The organism is Rhodococcus sp. AZ1 (assembly GCF_054979605.1).
This window is the reverse complement of record NZ_JBUEQF010000006.1, coordinates 259,553-274,103: the sequence shown is the minus strand read 5'-3', so window position 1 is coordinate 274,103 and position 14,551 is coordinate 259,553. Positions and strand designations below refer to the sequence as shown.

The 14,551-nt window shown below is 69.1% G+C and carries 14 protein-coding genes; 4 read left to right on the top strand and 10 right to left on the bottom strand.

Features of this window, described 5'->3' with window-relative positions; translation table 11 throughout:
• The 3 genes from ACY48E_RS10305 to ACY48E_RS10295 form a co-directional block, all read right to left on the bottom strand.
• The coding region (locus tag ACY48E_RS10305) for a hypothetical protein (RefSeq protein ID WP_462872055.1) at positions 1–342 on the bottom strand (342 nt) is incomplete at its 3' end.
• Between the two features lie 129 nt (positions 343–471).
• Positions 472–1,872, bottom strand: coding sequence for an aspartate aminotransferase family protein (locus ACY48E_RS10300; protein WP_462872054.1), 1,401 nt, complete (start codon positions 1,870–1,872; stop codon positions 472–474).
• Complete coding sequence (locus tag ACY48E_RS10295; protein ID WP_462872052.1) at positions 1,869–2,330, bottom strand: Lrp/AsnC family transcriptional regulator; 462 nt, start codon at positions 2,328–2,330, stop codon at positions 1,869–1,871. Before ACY48E_RS10295 ends, ACY48E_RS10300 begins: the two co-directional genes overlap by 4 nt.
• 145 nt (positions 2,331–2,475) lie before the next feature.
• On the opposite strand from ACY48E_RS10295, the gene ACY48E_RS10290 reads away from it, so the two are divergent.
• Positions 2,476–3,960 (top strand): gamma-aminobutyraldehyde dehydrogenase, encoded by a 1,485-nt coding sequence (locus ACY48E_RS10290; RefSeq protein ID WP_462872051.1) that lies wholly within the window; start codon positions 2,476–2,478, stop codon positions 3,958–3,960.
• A 53-nt stretch (positions 3,961–4,013) separates the two neighbouring features.
• Entirely contained in the window at positions 4,014–5,390 is a 1,377-nt protein-coding gene (locus tag ACY48E_RS10285) for an NAD(P)/FAD-dependent oxidoreductase (protein ID WP_462872075.1), read from the top strand.
• A 42-nt stretch (positions 5,391–5,432) separates the two neighbouring features.
• Here the strand turns inward: ACY48E_RS10285 and ACY48E_RS10280 are convergent, their stop codons facing one another.
• Positions 5,433–6,290 carry a universal stress protein gene (locus ACY48E_RS10280; RefSeq protein WP_462872050.1) on the bottom strand — a complete coding sequence of 286 codons (858 nt, stop codon included), beginning with the start codon at positions 6,288–6,290 and terminating at the stop codon, positions 5,433–5,435.
• 67 nt (positions 6,291–6,357) lie between these two features.
• Positions 6,358–7,872: an APC family permease gene (locus ACY48E_RS10275; protein ID WP_462872049.1), complete on the bottom strand. Its 1,515-nt coding sequence runs from the start codon at positions 7,870–7,872 to the stop codon at positions 6,358–6,360.
• 154 nt (positions 7,873–8,026) lie between these two features.
• On the opposite strand from ACY48E_RS10275, the gene ACY48E_RS10270 reads away from it, so the two are divergent.
• Positions 8,027–9,118: an adenosine deaminase gene (locus tag ACY48E_RS10270; protein WP_462872048.1), complete on the top strand. Its 1,092-nt coding sequence runs from the start codon at positions 8,027–8,029 to the stop codon at positions 9,116–9,118.
• 18 nt (positions 9,119–9,136) lie between these two features.
• Here the strand turns inward: ACY48E_RS10270 and ACY48E_RS10265 are convergent, their stop codons facing one another.
• The 4 genes from ACY48E_RS10265 to ACY48E_RS10250 are packed head-to-tail and all read right to left on the bottom strand — an operon-like array spanning position 9,137 to position 12,242.
• Positions 9,137–10,429: a primosomal protein gene (locus ACY48E_RS10265; RefSeq protein WP_462872047.1), complete on the bottom strand. Its 1,293-nt coding sequence runs from the start codon at positions 10,427–10,429 to the stop codon at positions 9,137–9,139.
• Between the two features lie 15 nt (positions 10,430–10,444).
• On the bottom strand, positions 10,445–10,957 hold the full coding sequence (locus ACY48E_RS10260; RefSeq protein WP_462872046.1) for a hypothetical protein: 513 nt from the start codon (positions 10,955–10,957) through the stop codon (positions 10,445–10,447).
• On the bottom strand, positions 10,954–11,901 hold the full coding sequence (locus ACY48E_RS10255) for a C40 family peptidase (RefSeq protein WP_462872045.1): 948 nt from the start codon (positions 11,899–11,901) through the stop codon (positions 10,954–10,956). The genes ACY48E_RS10260 and ACY48E_RS10255 overlap by 4 nt, the downstream gene beginning before the upstream one ends.
• Positions 11,898–12,242 (bottom strand): hypothetical protein, encoded by a 345-nt coding sequence (locus tag ACY48E_RS10250; protein ID WP_462872044.1) that lies wholly within the window; start codon positions 12,240–12,242, stop codon positions 11,898–11,900. Before ACY48E_RS10250 ends, ACY48E_RS10255 begins: the two co-directional genes overlap by 4 nt.
• Before the next feature lie 79 nt (positions 12,243–12,321).
• Between ACY48E_RS10250 and upp the strand changes: the two genes are divergently transcribed.
• Positions 12,322–12,945 carry a uracil phosphoribosyltransferase gene (gene upp / locus ACY48E_RS10245; protein WP_462872043.1) on the top strand — a complete coding sequence of 208 codons (624 nt, stop codon included), beginning with the start codon at positions 12,322–12,324 and terminating at the stop codon, positions 12,943–12,945.
• Here upp and ACY48E_RS10240 read toward each other — a convergent pair.
• Positions 12,927–14,450 carry a phospho-sugar mutase gene (locus tag ACY48E_RS10240; protein ID WP_462872074.1) on the bottom strand — a complete coding sequence of 508 codons (1,524 nt, stop codon included), beginning with the start codon at positions 14,448–14,450 and terminating at the stop codon, positions 12,927–12,929. The two genes, upp and ACY48E_RS10240, sit on opposite strands and share 19 nt — an antisense overlap.
• Between the last annotated feature and the right edge of the window lie 101 nt (positions 14,451–14,551).

The following is a 14,551-nucleotide window of genomic DNA, read 5'->3' as shown; positions in this document are numbered from 1 at the left end:
CGTCGGCAACTGTGTGATCAGGCGTGTGGCGCGGGTGATCACCCGACGCCCCTGACTCGGGGAGATCTTGCAGGCCAGACCCACCACCATCGCCAACCCGGCCACCCGCCGCGGCCGCGCCGGTAGCGTCGTCCCGTCGAACTGCTCCCGACCCGCGGCCGTCTGCGCCTGATCAGCGGTGTGCGCCACCACCTGCATCCGTGCAACCACCGACATCTGTGCCGCGGCGATCATCGCCGCCGCTCGCTCGAGCCCGGCGAGGCGCCGCTCCAACGCCCGCTCCGACATCCCCACCAGGGCATCGTCGGCGCCCACGGCGGCACGAATCGACTCCTCGACCACCCCGCACCCCCTCGCCGATCACCATCTCCGGCACCCCCCGGCGCCTCCGGCAACCCTACCACGCAATCGAACATACGTTCGCTGCTCTGCGTGTGCGGTTGTGGACAACTCGGACCTCCCGAGCGTGGATCAGAGCAATTCGCCTGCGCGAGTGAGGACATCGCGCAGGATCTGTTCCATCTCGTCGAAGTCGGACTGCCCGCAGATCAGGGGCGGAGCGAGTTGCACCACCGGGTCGCCCCGGTCGTCGGCGCGGCAGTACAGACCCGCCTCGAACAGAGCGGGGGAGAGGAATCCGCGCAGCAGACGCTCGGATTCGGCGTCGTCGAAGGTCTCCTTGGTCGCCTTGTCCTTGACCAGCTCGATGCCGTAGAAGAACCCTTCGCCGCGCACGTCCCCCACGATCGGCAGGTCGAGCAGACGCTCGAGCGTCGTCCGGAACGCGGGGGCGGTCTGCGCGACGTGTGCGTTGATGCCCTCGCGCTCGAAGATGTCGAGGTTGGCCATGGCCACTGCCGCGGACACCGGATGTCCGCCGAAGGTGTAGCCGTGCGCGAAGGAGGTGATGCCGTCCGAGAAGGGCTCGAACAGGCGATCGGAGGCGACCATCGCGCCGATGGGCGAATATCCGGAGGTCAGACCCTTGGCACACGTGATGATGTCGGGCACGAACCCGAAGTCGTTGCACGCGAACATCGATCCGATGCGCCCGAATGCACAGATCACCTCGTCGGAGACCAGCAGGACGTCGTACTCGTCGCAGATCTCGCGCACCCGCTCGAAATATCCCGGCGGCGGCGGGAAGCACCCGCCCGCATTCTGCACCGGTTCGAGGAACACCGCGGCCACGGTGTCGGGTCCCTCGAACTCGATGGCCTCGGCGATACGGTCCGCCGCCCAGCGCCCGAATGCCTTGGGATCGGTGCCGAGAGGTTCGGGGGCTCGATAGATGTTGGTGTTGGGTACGCGGAAGGCTCCGGGGGTGAGCGGCTCGAAAGCCTCCTTCAGTGCCGGGATGCCGGTGATCGCCAGAGCGCCCTGCGGGGTGCCGTGGTAGGCGATCGCCCGCGAGATCACCTTGTGCTTGCCGGGTTTGCCGACCTTCTTGAAGTACTGCTTGGCCAACTTCCACGCACTCTCGACGGCTTCCCCGCCGCCGGTGGTGAAGAACACGCGATTGAGGTCGCCGGGCGCGTAACCGGCGACCCGTTCGGCCAACTCCACCGCCGACGGGGTCACGTACGACCACAGGGGGAAGAAGGCCAGTTCCTTCGCCTGCCGAGCGGCCGCCTCGGCCAGTTCCTCGCGACCGTGCCCGACCTGCACGACGAACAACCCCGAGAGGCCGTCGATGTAGCTGCGGCCGGTGCTGTCGAAGATTCGCGCTCCCTCTCCGCGGGTGATGACCGGTGGGTTGATGTGCTCGCCGTGGCGGGCGAAGTGACCCCACAGATGACGCTTGGCGGAGGCCGTGAGCGCTGCGGTGTCGAATTCGCGATCGGCGGTGGTGCTCGGCGCGGTGGTGGTCATCGTGTTCCCCAATTGTATTGCTGCTTCAGCAGTTTCAGGTACACCAGGGTTTCGGTACTGGTGACCCCCGGCAGCGTTCGGATGTGGTTGTTGAGCAGGTCGAGGAGGTGATCGTCGTTCTCGCACACCACTTCGATCAGAACGTCGTAGGACCCGGCCGTGAGCACCACGTAGTCGATCTCGGGGAACTCGGCGAGTGTGCGCCCGAGGGCGGTGGTGTCACCGGTGCAGCGGATGCCGATCATGGCCTGGCGGGTGAAGCCCACCTGGACCGGATCGGTGACGGCGACGATCTGCACCACCCCTGCGTCGGTGAGCTTCTGAACACGTTGACGCACAGCCGCTTCCGACAGCCCGACGGCCTTGCCGATGGCTGCGTAGGACCGGCGACCATCGGCCTGAAGTTGCTCGATGATCGCCTTCGCGACGTCGTCGAGAGATACGGCGGGATCCGGCACCCCTTGATCCTGACCGGTTACGACGACTAATTCAAGTCTCGTTCGGCGTTCGGAAGCATGGATTCAGTTGTCGAACGAACATTGCCCCACCATATCCGTTGCTTTCTGTGGCGGCCGGACGTCGAGATGCATAACATCGTCAGGCATGAGCGAGCTCGATGCAGGATGTTGGATCGATGGCGAGCCCGCGCACGGTTCCGGTGCCGCGATCGACGTGGAGAACCCCGCCACCGGGGCTGCGGTGGCGTCGCTGAGCATGGGGACCGGCGTCGAGATCGACCGGGCGGTGGCCTCCGCCCGCGCGGCCTTTCCGTCGTGGTCGACACTCGCCCCCGTCGAGCGCGCGACACTGCTCGCCGCCCTCGCCCGCGCCGTCGAGCGCGACAGCGAGCTCTTCGTCGCCGAGGAGGTCGCCCAGACCGGCAAGAGTGTGCGCCTGGCCTCGGAGTTCGACGTTCCCGGCAGCATCGACAACATCGACTTCTTCGCCGGCGCGGCCCGGCATCTCGAGGGTCGCGCGAGCGCGGAGTACTCCGCCGAGCACACCTCGACCATCCGCCGTGAGCCGATCGGGGTGGTCGGCACCATCACCCCGTGGAACTACCCGCTGCAGATGGCGGTGTGGAAGGTACTGCCCGCGCTGGCGGCCGGCTGCACCGTGGTGCTCAAGCCCGCCGAACTCACTCCACTCACCAGTCTGCGACTGGCACGCCTGGCCACGGAGGTGGGGCTGCCCGCCGGGGTCTTCTCGGTGGTCACCGGAACCGGTCCCGAGGCCGGCGCCGCGCTGGCGTCCCATCGAGGTCTCGACGTGGTCACCTTCACCGGTTCGACGGCCGTCGGGCGCACGGTGATGGGCCTGGCAGCGGCCAACGGCACCCGAGTGCAGCTCGAACTCGGCGGCAAGGCTCCCTTCGTGGTGTTCGACGACGCCGACATCGAGGCCGCCGTGCGCGGGGCCGTGGCCGGGTCGCTGATCAATGCCGGCCAGGACTGCACCGCTGCCGCACGCGCCATCGTGGCGCGCGATCTTCACGACGACTTCGTCGACGGCGTGGCCGAGCTGATGTCCACCGTGGTGGTCGGCGACCCCACCGATCCCGCCACCGACATGGGCTCGCTGATCTCGTGTCGACACCGTGATCGGGTGCACGCCATGGTCTCTCGGGCCTTCGCCGCGGGGGCGCGTGTGGTCACCGGTGGAACGCTTCCCGACGGACCGGGAGCGTTCTATCCGCCCACACTGGTGGTGGGAGCGAGCGAGGGGTCGGAGATCTACCGCGACGAGGTCTTCGGACCGGTGCTGTGCGTGAGTGCTCACGACGGCGACGACGACGCGATCCGCCGCGCCAACGACACCGACTACGGCCTCGCCGCCTCCGCGTGGACCCGCGACGTGTACCGCGCGGGGCGGGCCACCCGGGAGATCCGTGCCGGATGCGTGTGGGTCAACGACCACATCCCGATCGTGAGCGAGATGCCGCACGGAGGCGTCGGGGCGTCGGGGTTCGGCAAGGATCTCTCCACCTATTCCTTCGAGGAGTACCTGATGATCAAGCACGTGATGACCGACATCACCGGTGCTGCTCACAAGGATTGGCACAGCACGGTCTTCGGCGGTCGGTCGTGACCGGTCCGAGAACCGCGCCGTGGGCCACCAGACCCACCGCTCGTGGGGTCGACATGGTCGCGGGTGCGGTCCCCACCCCGTACTGGCTCGACCGCCCCGAACGGCCGCAGCCTCGGCCGCGGCCGACCGGGGAGGTCGTGGCCGATCTGGTGGTCGTCGGCGGTGGGTTCACCGGCCTGTGGACCGCGCTGATCGCGGCGGAGGAGAACCCCGGTCGCTCGATCGTGCTGCTCGAGGCCGAGCGCATCGGCGAGGGCGCGAGCGGGCGTAACGGCGGGTTCTGCGCCGCGAGCCTGACCCACGGGCTCGCCAACGGAATCGACCGGTATTCCGACGAGTTGCCGACGCTGCTGGAGATGGGCACCCGCACCCTCGACGACATCGAAGCCGCCGTCGCTCGCCACGGTATCGATGCCGATATCGAGCGCACCGGTGAGATCGATATCGCCAACTTCGACTATCAGATTCGGGAACTGCGCGAGTTGGTCGCGCAGGCAGCAGGCCTCGATCAGAAGATGCTCTACCTCGACCGCGCCGAGCTCGACCGACGGGTGCACAGTCCGCGAGCTCTCGGCGGGGCCTTCGATCCCGATGTGATGATGATCGATCCGGCCAAGCTGGTGTGGGGCATCGCCGACGCCGCCGAACGCCTCGGGGTGCGCATCCACGAGAACACTCGGGTGACCGGGCTGGACACCTCCTCGGCCACGATCGGTCTTCGCACCGGGTACGGCACGGTCCGCGCACGCAGGGTGGTGCTGGCCACGGCGGCGTCGACGCCGGTGCTGCGCAAGTTGCGTCACTGGATCGTGCCGGTGTGGGACTACTCCATCGTGACCGAGCCGCTCACCGCGACGCAGCGGTCGAGCATCGGGTGGCAGGGCCGGGAAGGGTTGGCCGACAGTGGTCATCGCTTCCACTACTTCCGATTGACCGCCGACGACCGCATTCTGTTCGGCGGGTGGGACAACTTCTACTTCTACGGTGGGGACACCGATCCGCGACGTACGCAGGACCCCGAGTCGTTCGCCGTGCTGGCCGAGCATCTGCTGCAGTACTTCCCGAGCCTCGAGGGCATTCGCGCCTCGCACGCGTGGGGCGGCGCCATCGACACGTGCTCGCGTTTCAGTGCGTTCTGGGACGTCTCGGCCCGCGGTCGCGTGGTGTCGGTGGTGGGCTTCACCGGCCTCGGGGTCGGAGCCTCGCACTTCGCCGCGCGTACGGCGCTCGACCTGGTCGACGGGCGGGACACCGAGCGCACCCGACTGAACATGGTGCGAACCAAGCCGCTGCCGTTCCCGCCCGAGCCCCTGCGCTGGATGGGGATCACTCTCGCGCGCAGAGAGTTCGCCCGCGCCGATCGCAACGAGGGCCGCTCGGGGTTGTACCTGCGCGCGATGAACGCCGTCGGGCTCGGCTTCGATTCGTGAGCCTGCCGTCGTGAGCCAGTCCCTGTGAGCCGGTTCTGATCGTCAGGAGCGGGGGACCACCAGAACCGGGGCTGTGGTGGCGCGCAGGATCTTGGCCGCTCCCGAGCCGAGGAACACCCGCGAGGCCTGCCCGAGGCGCCCCGAGCCGAGGGCCAGCATGTCGCCGTCCTCCCAGTCCAGCGACGCCACTGCCTCGTCGAGCGTTTCACCGTCGGCGACGATCGACTCCAGATCCGGGGCGTCGGGGAGAGCTCGCGTTGCCGTGGCGAGGTTGCGCTCGGCGGCGTCGACATAGTGCTGACGTGTCTCGATGGCCGGTCCGTCCGGCCCGTAGCTGCCGGGCTCGAGGGAGACGAGGGAGAGCAGGCGCAGCGGAACCCCGGACGCGCTGGCGAGGGTGAGGGCGAACGGCAGCGGATTGTCGCTCGATGGTCGAGTGGGTACTGCGACCGTGAGGCCGGTCAGCGTTGTCACGCCGCGGTCGCGGTAGCCGCGGGGCGCGAGGGCGAGGGGGAGCGGTGACGAGTGCAGCAACGCGCCCGCCACCGATCCGATGGTGTGCCGGTTGAGGATCCCGTCGCCGGTGGCGCCGAGCACGATCAGGTCCGAGTTGTGGGTGGTGGCGAACTCGACGAGCCCCTCGGCGAACGATTCGGCCCACATCAGATGTGGGGAAACCGTTGTGCCGGAGGGGAACTGGGCCAGGGCGTCGTCGAGCCAGCCGGTGGCCGTGGCCTCGAGTACCTTGCGATACGGCCCGCTGCCCTCCATGGGCGGATCGTCGCCCTTGAGGACGACCACCACGTCCACGGACGCATCGAACGTGGATGCGAGGGCTGCGGCGAGAGCGATGCCGTCGTCCCCGCTGGCAGTGGCGAGGTAACCGACCGTGATGTGCATGGGCTGATCCTTGCGCGAGGGGCCAGGGTCTCTGACGATGAGCAGGGGGCTGCAGGTGTGACGGGGGTCAGGTGGTGTCGGGCACCTTGACCTCGGTGGTGGCGTCGAGGGTCTTGCCCTGGAAGAAGTCCCGGTTGCCCACGAAACACAGGAGCATCAGCGGGATCCCCAGCACCAGCATGCCGACCCCGAGGACGAACACCCCGCCGATGGGCCCGAACGTGGTGAATCCGTAGTCGGGCTTGATCATGTCGACCGCGCTCTGCACGAAGGCCCACGTCATCGACAGGGCGCCGAGGAGCGGGAAGATGCCGCGCATGAAGAGGTTTCGCGTCGAGGTGAACAAGGTGCGTCGGAAGTACCACACGCACGCGTACGCGGTGATGCCGTAGTAGAACGCCACCGCGAGGCCGAGCGAGGCCACGGAGTCCTGCAGGGCGTTGGCGCTGACGAAGGTCAGCACCAGGTAGAACAGCAACGCCGCGGCGCCCATCACCAGGGTGCCGAAGCCCGGTGTCATGTATTTGGGGTGCACGCCCGCGAAGCGCTTGGGAATGGCCTCGTAGACGGCCATCGACAGCGCCCCGCGGGCCGTGGGCAGGATCGTGGTCTGGGTCGAGGAGAGGGCGGAGATCGACACCGTGAGCAGCAGCAGACCCGCCGCGATGGACCCGGCGACCGGGTCGCCGAGGATGGTGAGCACGTCGTCGGCGTTGTCGGGGTTGTTGAGCCCGATGCCCGTGTCACCGAACCCGGCGAACGACTGCACGGCGTATCCCACCAGTACGTAGGTCAGCACCAGGATGAGGGTGGTGATCACGGCTGCGCGCCCCGGCGTCTTCGCCGAGTCCTTGGTCTCCTCGCCGACGGCCAGGCACGCATCCCAACCCCAGTAGATGAAGATGCACAGGATGATCGCCTGGGCCGCATCGGACATGCTCAACCCGCTCGGTACCAGCCAACTCAGCTGCGGGGTGATGGCCTGCGGGCCGGCGGTGTTCGCGTAGACCTTCACCAGGGCGATGATCGAGACCACGATCAGCACCCCGAACTGCACCACGATCAGCACGTTCTGCATGCGCTCGCTGATGAGGATGCCGCGGAAGCTGACGTAGGTCATCGCCACGATGAAGAAGCAGCCCAGCGCAACCTTGGCGCCGGTGGAATCGGCGAGGCTGTCGGCGCCGAGGAACTTGAACAGGTAGATCGCGGCCACCTCGGCGACATTGGCCAGGACGATGATGGCCGATACGGCCAGACCCCATCCGGCCATCCACCCAACCCATGGGCCGAAGGCCTTGGTGCCCCAGGTGAACGACGTGCCGCAGTCGGGGGTGTCGCGGCTGAGTTCACGGTAGGCGAAGGCGGTCAGCAGCATCGGGATGAAGGCGACGAGGAACATCGACGGCGCCTTCTCCCCGACGGCGAGCACCACGTAGCCCAGGGTGGCTGCCAGGCTGTAGGCGGGTGCGACTGCGGACAGGCCGATCACGATGTTGCCGACCAACCCCAGTGCTCCGGCGTTGAGGCCTTTGCTGGTGGTCGCGGGCGCGCTCGACGCGGGCGGTTCCGTCACGGCCATTCTCGCTCCGATTCTCCCGAGGGTGTCGGCTCGGAATATACGGTTTCGGTTGTCGAGATGTATCGATACCACGGAACTGTTTTCATCCGGGTAACACTGCAACCGATTCGATTGTCGAGACGAACGAGTTTCGACGCGGGACTAGGGTCGAAACATGACGCCGGTACGCCTAGACGAAGCCAGCATCCGGACAGCTCCCAAGGCCCTTCTGCACGACCACCTCGACGGCGGGTTGCGGCCGTCGACGGTGCTCGAGCTGGCCGAGCACGACGGGTACGACGCCCTACCGGCGTCCGACGCCGACGCCCTCGGGCGGTGGTTCCGCGACGCATCGGACAGCGGCTCGCTCGAGCGCTACCTCGAGACCTTCGTCCACACGGTCGCGGTGATGCAGACCCCCGAGGGCGTGCACCGGGTGGCCCGCGAGTGCGCCGAGGATCTCGCCGCCGACGGCGTGGTCTACGCCGAGGTGCGCTTCGCCCCCGAGCAGCATCTCGCACGCGGGATGACTCTCGATCAGGTGGTCGAGCACACGCTGGCAGGGTTCCGCGCGGGGGAGTCCGCGGCGCGGGCGGCCGGTCGCTCCATCCGGGTGGGATGCCTGTTGACGGCGATGCGCCACGCCGCACGTTCGCGGGAGATCGCCGAGTTGGCGATGCGCTTCCGGGATTCGGGGGTGGTGGGCTTCGACATCGCCGGCGCGGAGGCCGGGTTCCCACCCAGCCGACACCTCGATGCGTTCGAGTACCTGCGAGGGCAGAACGCACACTTCACCATTCACGCCGGAGAGGCGTTCGGACTGCCCTCCATCCACGAGGCCGTGGCCTTCTGCGGCACCGACCGGCTCGGGCACGGGGTCCGTATCGTCGACGACATCACGGTCGACGAGTCGGGGACGCCCCGTTTGGGACGGCTGGCGCACTACGTGCGCGACAAGCGAATTCCGCTCGAGCTCTGCCCGTCGTCCAATGTCCAGACCGGCGCGGTGGCCTCCATCGCCGACCATCCGTTCGACCTGTTGGCCCGACTGCGGTTCCGGGTGACGGTCAACACCGACAACCGGCTGATGAGCGGCACCAGCATGAGCCACGAGATGGCTGTTCTCGCAGAGACTTTCGGTTACGGCTGGTCCGACCTCGAGCGCTTCACCATCAATGCGTTGAAGTCGTCGTTCCTGCCGTTCGACGAGCGGCTGGACATCATCGACAACGTCGTCAAGCCCGGCTTCGCGGTGCTGATCGGCTGAACGGGTGACCGACGGACGTCACGGCCTGCGCAGCCGCGCCTCGAACTCACGCTCGAGTGCACGCCACGCGTCGGCTTCGGCGTCGAAGGGCGCACTGGGCGCAAGCCGTCCGGCAGTGGGCTCGACCACGTAGGAGACGAACCACCCCAGCGGCGTCGAGGTGGCCAGGGCCTCGTCCACCGACTCGTCGTCGGCATACTCCGCCGCGTCGGTGAACAATTCGACGGCCAGATCGAGCTGATCCGGGTCGACCGCATCGGGTCCGCGCGCAATGTCGTCCGCGAGCCCGGGCAGCACGTACACGTTCTCGTCCGTGACCTCGATGTCGAGCGAGCCGTCCACCGCGGCGTTTCGGATGTCGTCGTAGGTGCTCACTGCCGCAAGATCGTGGTCGTGCTCGTCGGCGAGGTAGCGCGCGAGCGCACGCTCGGAGGTGAACACACTGATCGCGCCGTTGCTGCCGAGGAACACCGGATCGTCGTCGAGGTAGCAGCGCAGGGTGTAGTAGGTGTTGTCGGAGGTGATGATGCGCACCGGGTCCACCCCCACCGCGGTCCAGAAGGACTCCTCGGCCTCGGTGTCGTCGTCATCCTCCTCGGAGTCGTCCGCGTCGTCGTCCTCGTCCGTTTCGTCGTCGTCCTCGTCGATCAGATCGTCCTCGTCCGAGTCGACCACGTCCTCGTCGATCAGATCGTCGTCGTCGTCGGCGTCCGCAGCGGCGAGTATCTCGGCCTCGGCCACGGCAACGGCGTCGGAATCGACGTCGGGGGTGGTGATGACGGTGTCGATGGCATCGAGCACCGCGTCCCACTTCTTCGACAGCACCGAGCCGACGCGGTCCCACAGCTGCTTGCCGTCGCGGCCGGAGAAGGTTTCCGCGCCGCGCGAGAGAACCCCGAGCACCGGATTGGAGTTGAAGAACTTGGTGACGGCCTCGAGCTCGCAGACCTCGCCGATGGTCCGCGCCATCTCCAGCGAGCGACCCAGTTCGGCGACGGTGTCGTCGTCAGGGGCGCCGGCAGCCAACTCGGGGATGCCGACGAAGTCGAACCGACGGTCCTCGTCCGGCTCGAACTGGGCGGCGGACAACGCCACGACCACGCGCCACGACGGGTGATCGAGGAGATCGTTGTCGGTGTCGGTCCGGATGAACCCGACCATGTCCGCGACGGAGGCGAACCCGAACAGGTCCTCGTCGCGGCCGAGGAACGCCTCCCACTCGTCGTCGCCCTCACGCCACTGGGGCGCCCACAGTGTGACCAGGTCCCCCGCGGTCACGCCCACTTCGATCGGGACGATGTCTCCAGCCATGGCCGCGAGCCTATCTCAGCCGCCGGTCAGTGATCGGCGCAGTTCGTCCCGTGCGGCGGCGAGAGCTCCGGCGGCGTCGTCCGTGGCTCGGGCGCAGGCCTCGACGATCGCCGCGCACAGGAGCGCAGGGGCGATCGTTCGCAGTGCGGCGGGCAGTGACAACTCCAGCAGATCGCCGTACACCGAGACGATCGCCCGAACACGACCCCCGGCGAGGTCTGCGGTGCCGGTACCGGTGGCGGCGGCCGCTGTGTCGAGGAAGGCGCGCATCCCGCCGAGCAGATGTGCACCCGGCGCATCGGGGTCGAGTGTGGTCGGGCGGCCCGGTGTGCGGAACCAGTTGGGCACGCCCAGCTCGGCGAACTCGCGCTCGCGTTCACGCTGCGCGGCGGCGAACGCCCGCGCGTGCAGGTCGATGATGGTGCCGGCGAGGGCATCACCGCCGTAGCGCATCTCGTGTCGGTCGATCTCGAGTTCGGCGATCTCGTGCGACGGTCCGAGGGTGAGGCGCACGGGCGATGCCGTCACTGCGTGGGCCTGAAGAAGCCGTGGAAGTTCATGCCCGAGTTGGTGGTCCGAATCGGTGATATCGACACCGGGTCGCCCGCCTCGATGAGCATGCCGTTGCCCACCACCATGGCCACGTGCCCGTCCCACACCGCCAGGTCACCGGGCATCACCGCCGACTCCTCGACCGGTGAGCCGACCTCCTGATCGGCCGCCAGGCGTGGAATGTCCACCCCCGCCGTGGCGTATGCGGACTGGGTCAGGCCGCTGCAGTCGAGGCCGACTCCCGGCGTGGTGCCGCCCCACACGTACGGCACGCCCTGCTGGGTGAGCGCGAAGCGCACGGCGTCGGCCGCGGCGGGTGTCGGTGCGGTGGCGGTGCTCCCGTCGGGGAGCGTCACCGACAGGGCGGGCGCGGCCGGTGCTCCGGCGCCGGTGTCCGGCAGTTGGGGTGACCGGGACAGCGGGGGGAGCGTGGGCGGATCGCGGTGCGGGACGATCGCTTCGAGCTCCTTGATGTGTGCCTCGAGCTTGTGTGCGGTTCGCTCGATCACCGCCCACCCGCGTCCGATGTGCTCGGCGGCGACCGCGACGGCGGCGGAGAAACCCGCCGGGGTGAGCAGTACCGGTCCCGCGGCGGCGGCCCAGGTCAGGAACGAGTCGAGTATGCCGACCAGGTCGGTGTTCGCCGAGGCCACGTCCGCGCAGGCAGCGGCGAGGATGCGGTCGAGGTCGTCGGCGTGTTCGGCCAGGGTCACGGCCGTGCGTACTCCCGCGTCCAGCAGAGCTGCCGCGGCGCGCGCACTCGGTCCGGCCCACACCGCCGCCAGATCGGCCATGCCTCGCTCGACGATGGTGGCGCTCTCCTGCAGCACACCGCCACGACCGGAGCCGTCGAGTGCCACCGCGCCGCTGCCGATCTCGGCGAGCAGGGCTTCGAGGGGAGCGGCCAGCAGGTCGATCATCGCCACGCTCCCCGCAGTGCCGCCGCTGCCGCCCGCTCACCCTCGTGGTACGAGCGGTGCGCGGCCGCGGTGGCCGATCCGGCGTCGGCGAACCGCCGGGCCAGGTCCGCAGTGGCGGCGCCGTGGCGATCGACCGCCGCGATGAACGCGGCGGCGAATGCGGCGCCGACGGGACCCATCGACACCGCGAGCGCGGCATGCGCCACCGGCGCGGTGGTCGCCGCGGTGGCCACCAGCTGCGCCGTGTCGGTCACCTGCGCCGCCACGGCGCGCGCTACGTCCCCGTCGGCTCGAACGGCATTCGCCCCGATCCCGGTCGTACTCGCCCCGACCCCCGTCATAACCGCCCCCTTCTCGTTTCCTGCTCTGTGTGAGTTGGACGCACCCCGGCGCCGATCGGTTCCGCCTACGCTGGCGGACATGGATTCACGGGTGATCGAACATCCTCTGGCCTCGGCGTTGTTGACGATCATGCGAGACGAGCGCAGCGACAACGCGGCATTCCGATCGGCGCTGCGGCAGCTGACGCAGATGCTGGTCTACGAGGCCGTGCGCGACGCGCCGATCACCCGATTCCCCATCACCACCCCGGTGGGCCCGACAACGGGTGTCGCGCTGGCCGCCCCGCCGCTACTGGTGCCGGTGCTGCGCGCCGGTCTGGGCATGGTGGAGAAGGCGAGCGCGATGATCCCGCAGGCGCGCATGGGATTCGTGGGCATCGCCCGCGACGAGCAGACGCATCAGCCCGTGCCCTACATGGAGTCCCTGCCCGAGGACCTGGCCGGCCATCCGGTGTTCGTGCTCGATCCCATGCTGGCGACCGGGGGTTCGATGGTGCACACCATCGAGCTGCTCGTGGCCCGCGGAGCGGACGATGTCACCGCCATCTGTGTGGTCGCTGCACCGGAAGGTATTGCTGCCCTGGAGAACTCGGGCCTGCCGGTTCGGCTGATCACCGCGGCGGTCGACGACGGCCTCAACGACGACGCCTACATCGTGCCGGGCCTCGGCGATGCCGGCGATCGTCAGTTCGGTCCCCGGTAGGTCGGCAGCGATCGGGCGAAATCGGCCAGCTGCTCGAGCAGGTCGGTGGCCACCCGTCGGGCCCGCGGCAGGTCGCCGCGATCGGCGACGGGAACCACCACCTCGAGGTAGGCCTTGAGCTTCGGTTCGGTACCCGACGGGCGGACCACGATGCGTGCACCCTCGGTGGTCATCTCCAGGGCGTCGGTGCGCATCGCTTCGCGGGTGAGCAGATGGTCGGTGACCGAGACCGCACGTCCCGCGAGGGTCGGCGGCGGCGCCGCCCGTAACCTCGCCATCATGTCCGCGATCTCGGGGACGGACTCCACCCGCAGTGACACCTGGGTGCCCAGGTGTAGGCCGAACTCGACGGCCAGATCGTCGAGAACGTCTGCGGGCGTGCGGGTCTCGGCCGCCAGTGCGGCCGCGAGATCGGCGAGCACGATCGCGGCGGAGATCCCGTCCTTGTCCCGCACGGCCGTCGGGTCCACACAGTGGCCGATGGCCTCCTCGTAGGCGTACACCAACCCCTCGCCCGCGCGTGCCAGCCACTTGAAGCCGGTGAGTGTGCGCGCGTAGCGGGCCCCGCGGGCAGCTGCCAGTGATCCGAGCAGCGTCGAGGACACCAGCGTCGTGGCGACCAGCGGATCGGGCGAGTCTGTGGTGGCCAGGACGTACTGCGCGATCAGGGCGCCGGTCTGGTCGCCGGTGAGCATCGCCCACTCGCCGTCGCGGCGAATGCCGACCGCGCACCGGTCGGCGTCGGGGTCCAATGCGATCGCGAGGTCCGCGTCCGCGCGTTCGGCCGCGGCGATCAGCAGGTCCGTCGCGCCCGGCTCCTCAGGGTTGGGGAACGGCACCGTCGGGAATCGGGGATCGGGGTCGAACTGCTCGGCCACCGTGACCACGTCGGTGAACCCGGCCCGGCGCAGCGCGTCGACGGCGAGCGCCCCGCCCACCCCGTGCATCGCGGTCAGCGCGATCCGCGTCGAGCGCGCCGCCGCGGGGGTGCGCGGCAGGCTCGCCACCCGGTCGAGGTAGGCCTCGACCAGCGCGTCGTCGGTCGGTGCGACCGGTGATCGGGGGACGGCCGCCGCCGGCCCGACGCGGGCGATCAGGGCTTCGATCTCACGGTCCGCGGGGGAGATCAGCTGCGTGCCGCCGGCCAGGTAGAGCTTGTACCCGTTGTCGGCGGCCGGGTTGTGGGACGCGGTGATCTGCACGCCCGCCGCGGCGGCGCGCGCTCGCACGGCGAACGCGACGATCGGGGTCGGCAGCGGTCGGGGGAGCAGGAATACGTCGAAACCCGCCGCCGCCAACACCTCCGCGGCCGCGCGCGCGAACTCCTCGGAGCCGGTTCGGCCATCTCGGCCCACCACCACCGTCGACCCCCCGAGACATGCGCGGGTCAGGTAGGTCGCCAGGGCAGCGGTGGTGCGGATCACCACGGCCACGTTCATCCCGGACGGTCCCGCCCGCACCGGGCCGCGGAGCCCGGCGGTGCCGAAGGTCAACGGCTCGCGCATGCGACTCGCCGCCTCGGCGGCGGGCAGTGCGGCCAGCTCGGCGCGGGTCGCCGGATCGGGATCCCCCGCGATCCAGTCCGCCACGGACTGCTCGACCGAGG

What these genes read in the sequence shown, in the direction of transcription:
- ACY48E_RS10300 (WP_462872054.1), bottom strand. Translation starts at nt 1,872, where the DNA reads ATGACCACCACCGCGCCGAGCACCACCGCCGATCGCGAATTCGACACC.
- ACY48E_RS10290 (WP_462872051.1), top strand. Translation starts at nt 2,476, where the DNA reads ATGAGCGAGCTCGATGCAGGATGTTGGATCGATGGCGAGCCCGCGCAC.
- ACY48E_RS10285 (WP_462872075.1), top strand. Translation starts at nt 4,014, where the DNA reads ATGGTCGCGGGTGCGGTCCCCACCCCGTACTGGCTCGACCGCCCCGAA.
- ACY48E_RS10280 (WP_462872050.1), bottom strand. Translation starts at nt 6,290, where the DNA reads ATGCACATCACGGTCGGTTACCTCGCCACTGCCAGCGGGGACGACGGC.
- ACY48E_RS10275 (WP_462872049.1), bottom strand. Translation starts at nt 7,872, where the DNA reads ATGGCCGTGACGGAACCGCCCGCGTCGAGCGCGCCCGCGACCACCAGC.
- ACY48E_RS10270 (WP_462872048.1), top strand. Translation starts at nt 8,027, where the DNA reads ATGACGCCGGTACGCCTAGACGAAGCCAGCATCCGGACAGCTCCCAAG.
- ACY48E_RS10265 (WP_462872047.1), bottom strand. Translation starts at nt 10,429, where the DNA reads ATGGCTGGAGACATCGTCCCGATCGAAGTGGGCGTGACCGCGGGGGAC.
- ACY48E_RS10255 (WP_462872045.1), bottom strand. Translation starts at nt 11,901, where the DNA reads ATGATCGACCTGCTGGCCGCTCCCCTCGAAGCCCTGCTCGCCGAGATC.
- ACY48E_RS10250 (WP_462872044.1), bottom strand. Translation starts at nt 12,242, where the DNA reads ATGACGGGGGTCGGGGCGAGTACGACCGGGATCGGGGCGAATGCCGTT.
- upp (WP_462872043.1), top strand. Translation starts at nt 12,322, where the DNA reads ATGGATTCACGGGTGATCGAACATCCTCTGGCCTCGGCGTTGTTGACG.
- ACY48E_RS10240 (WP_462872074.1), bottom strand. Translation starts at nt 14,450, where the DNA reads ATGCGCGAGCCGTTGACCTTCGGCACCGCCGGGCTCCGCGGCCCGGTG.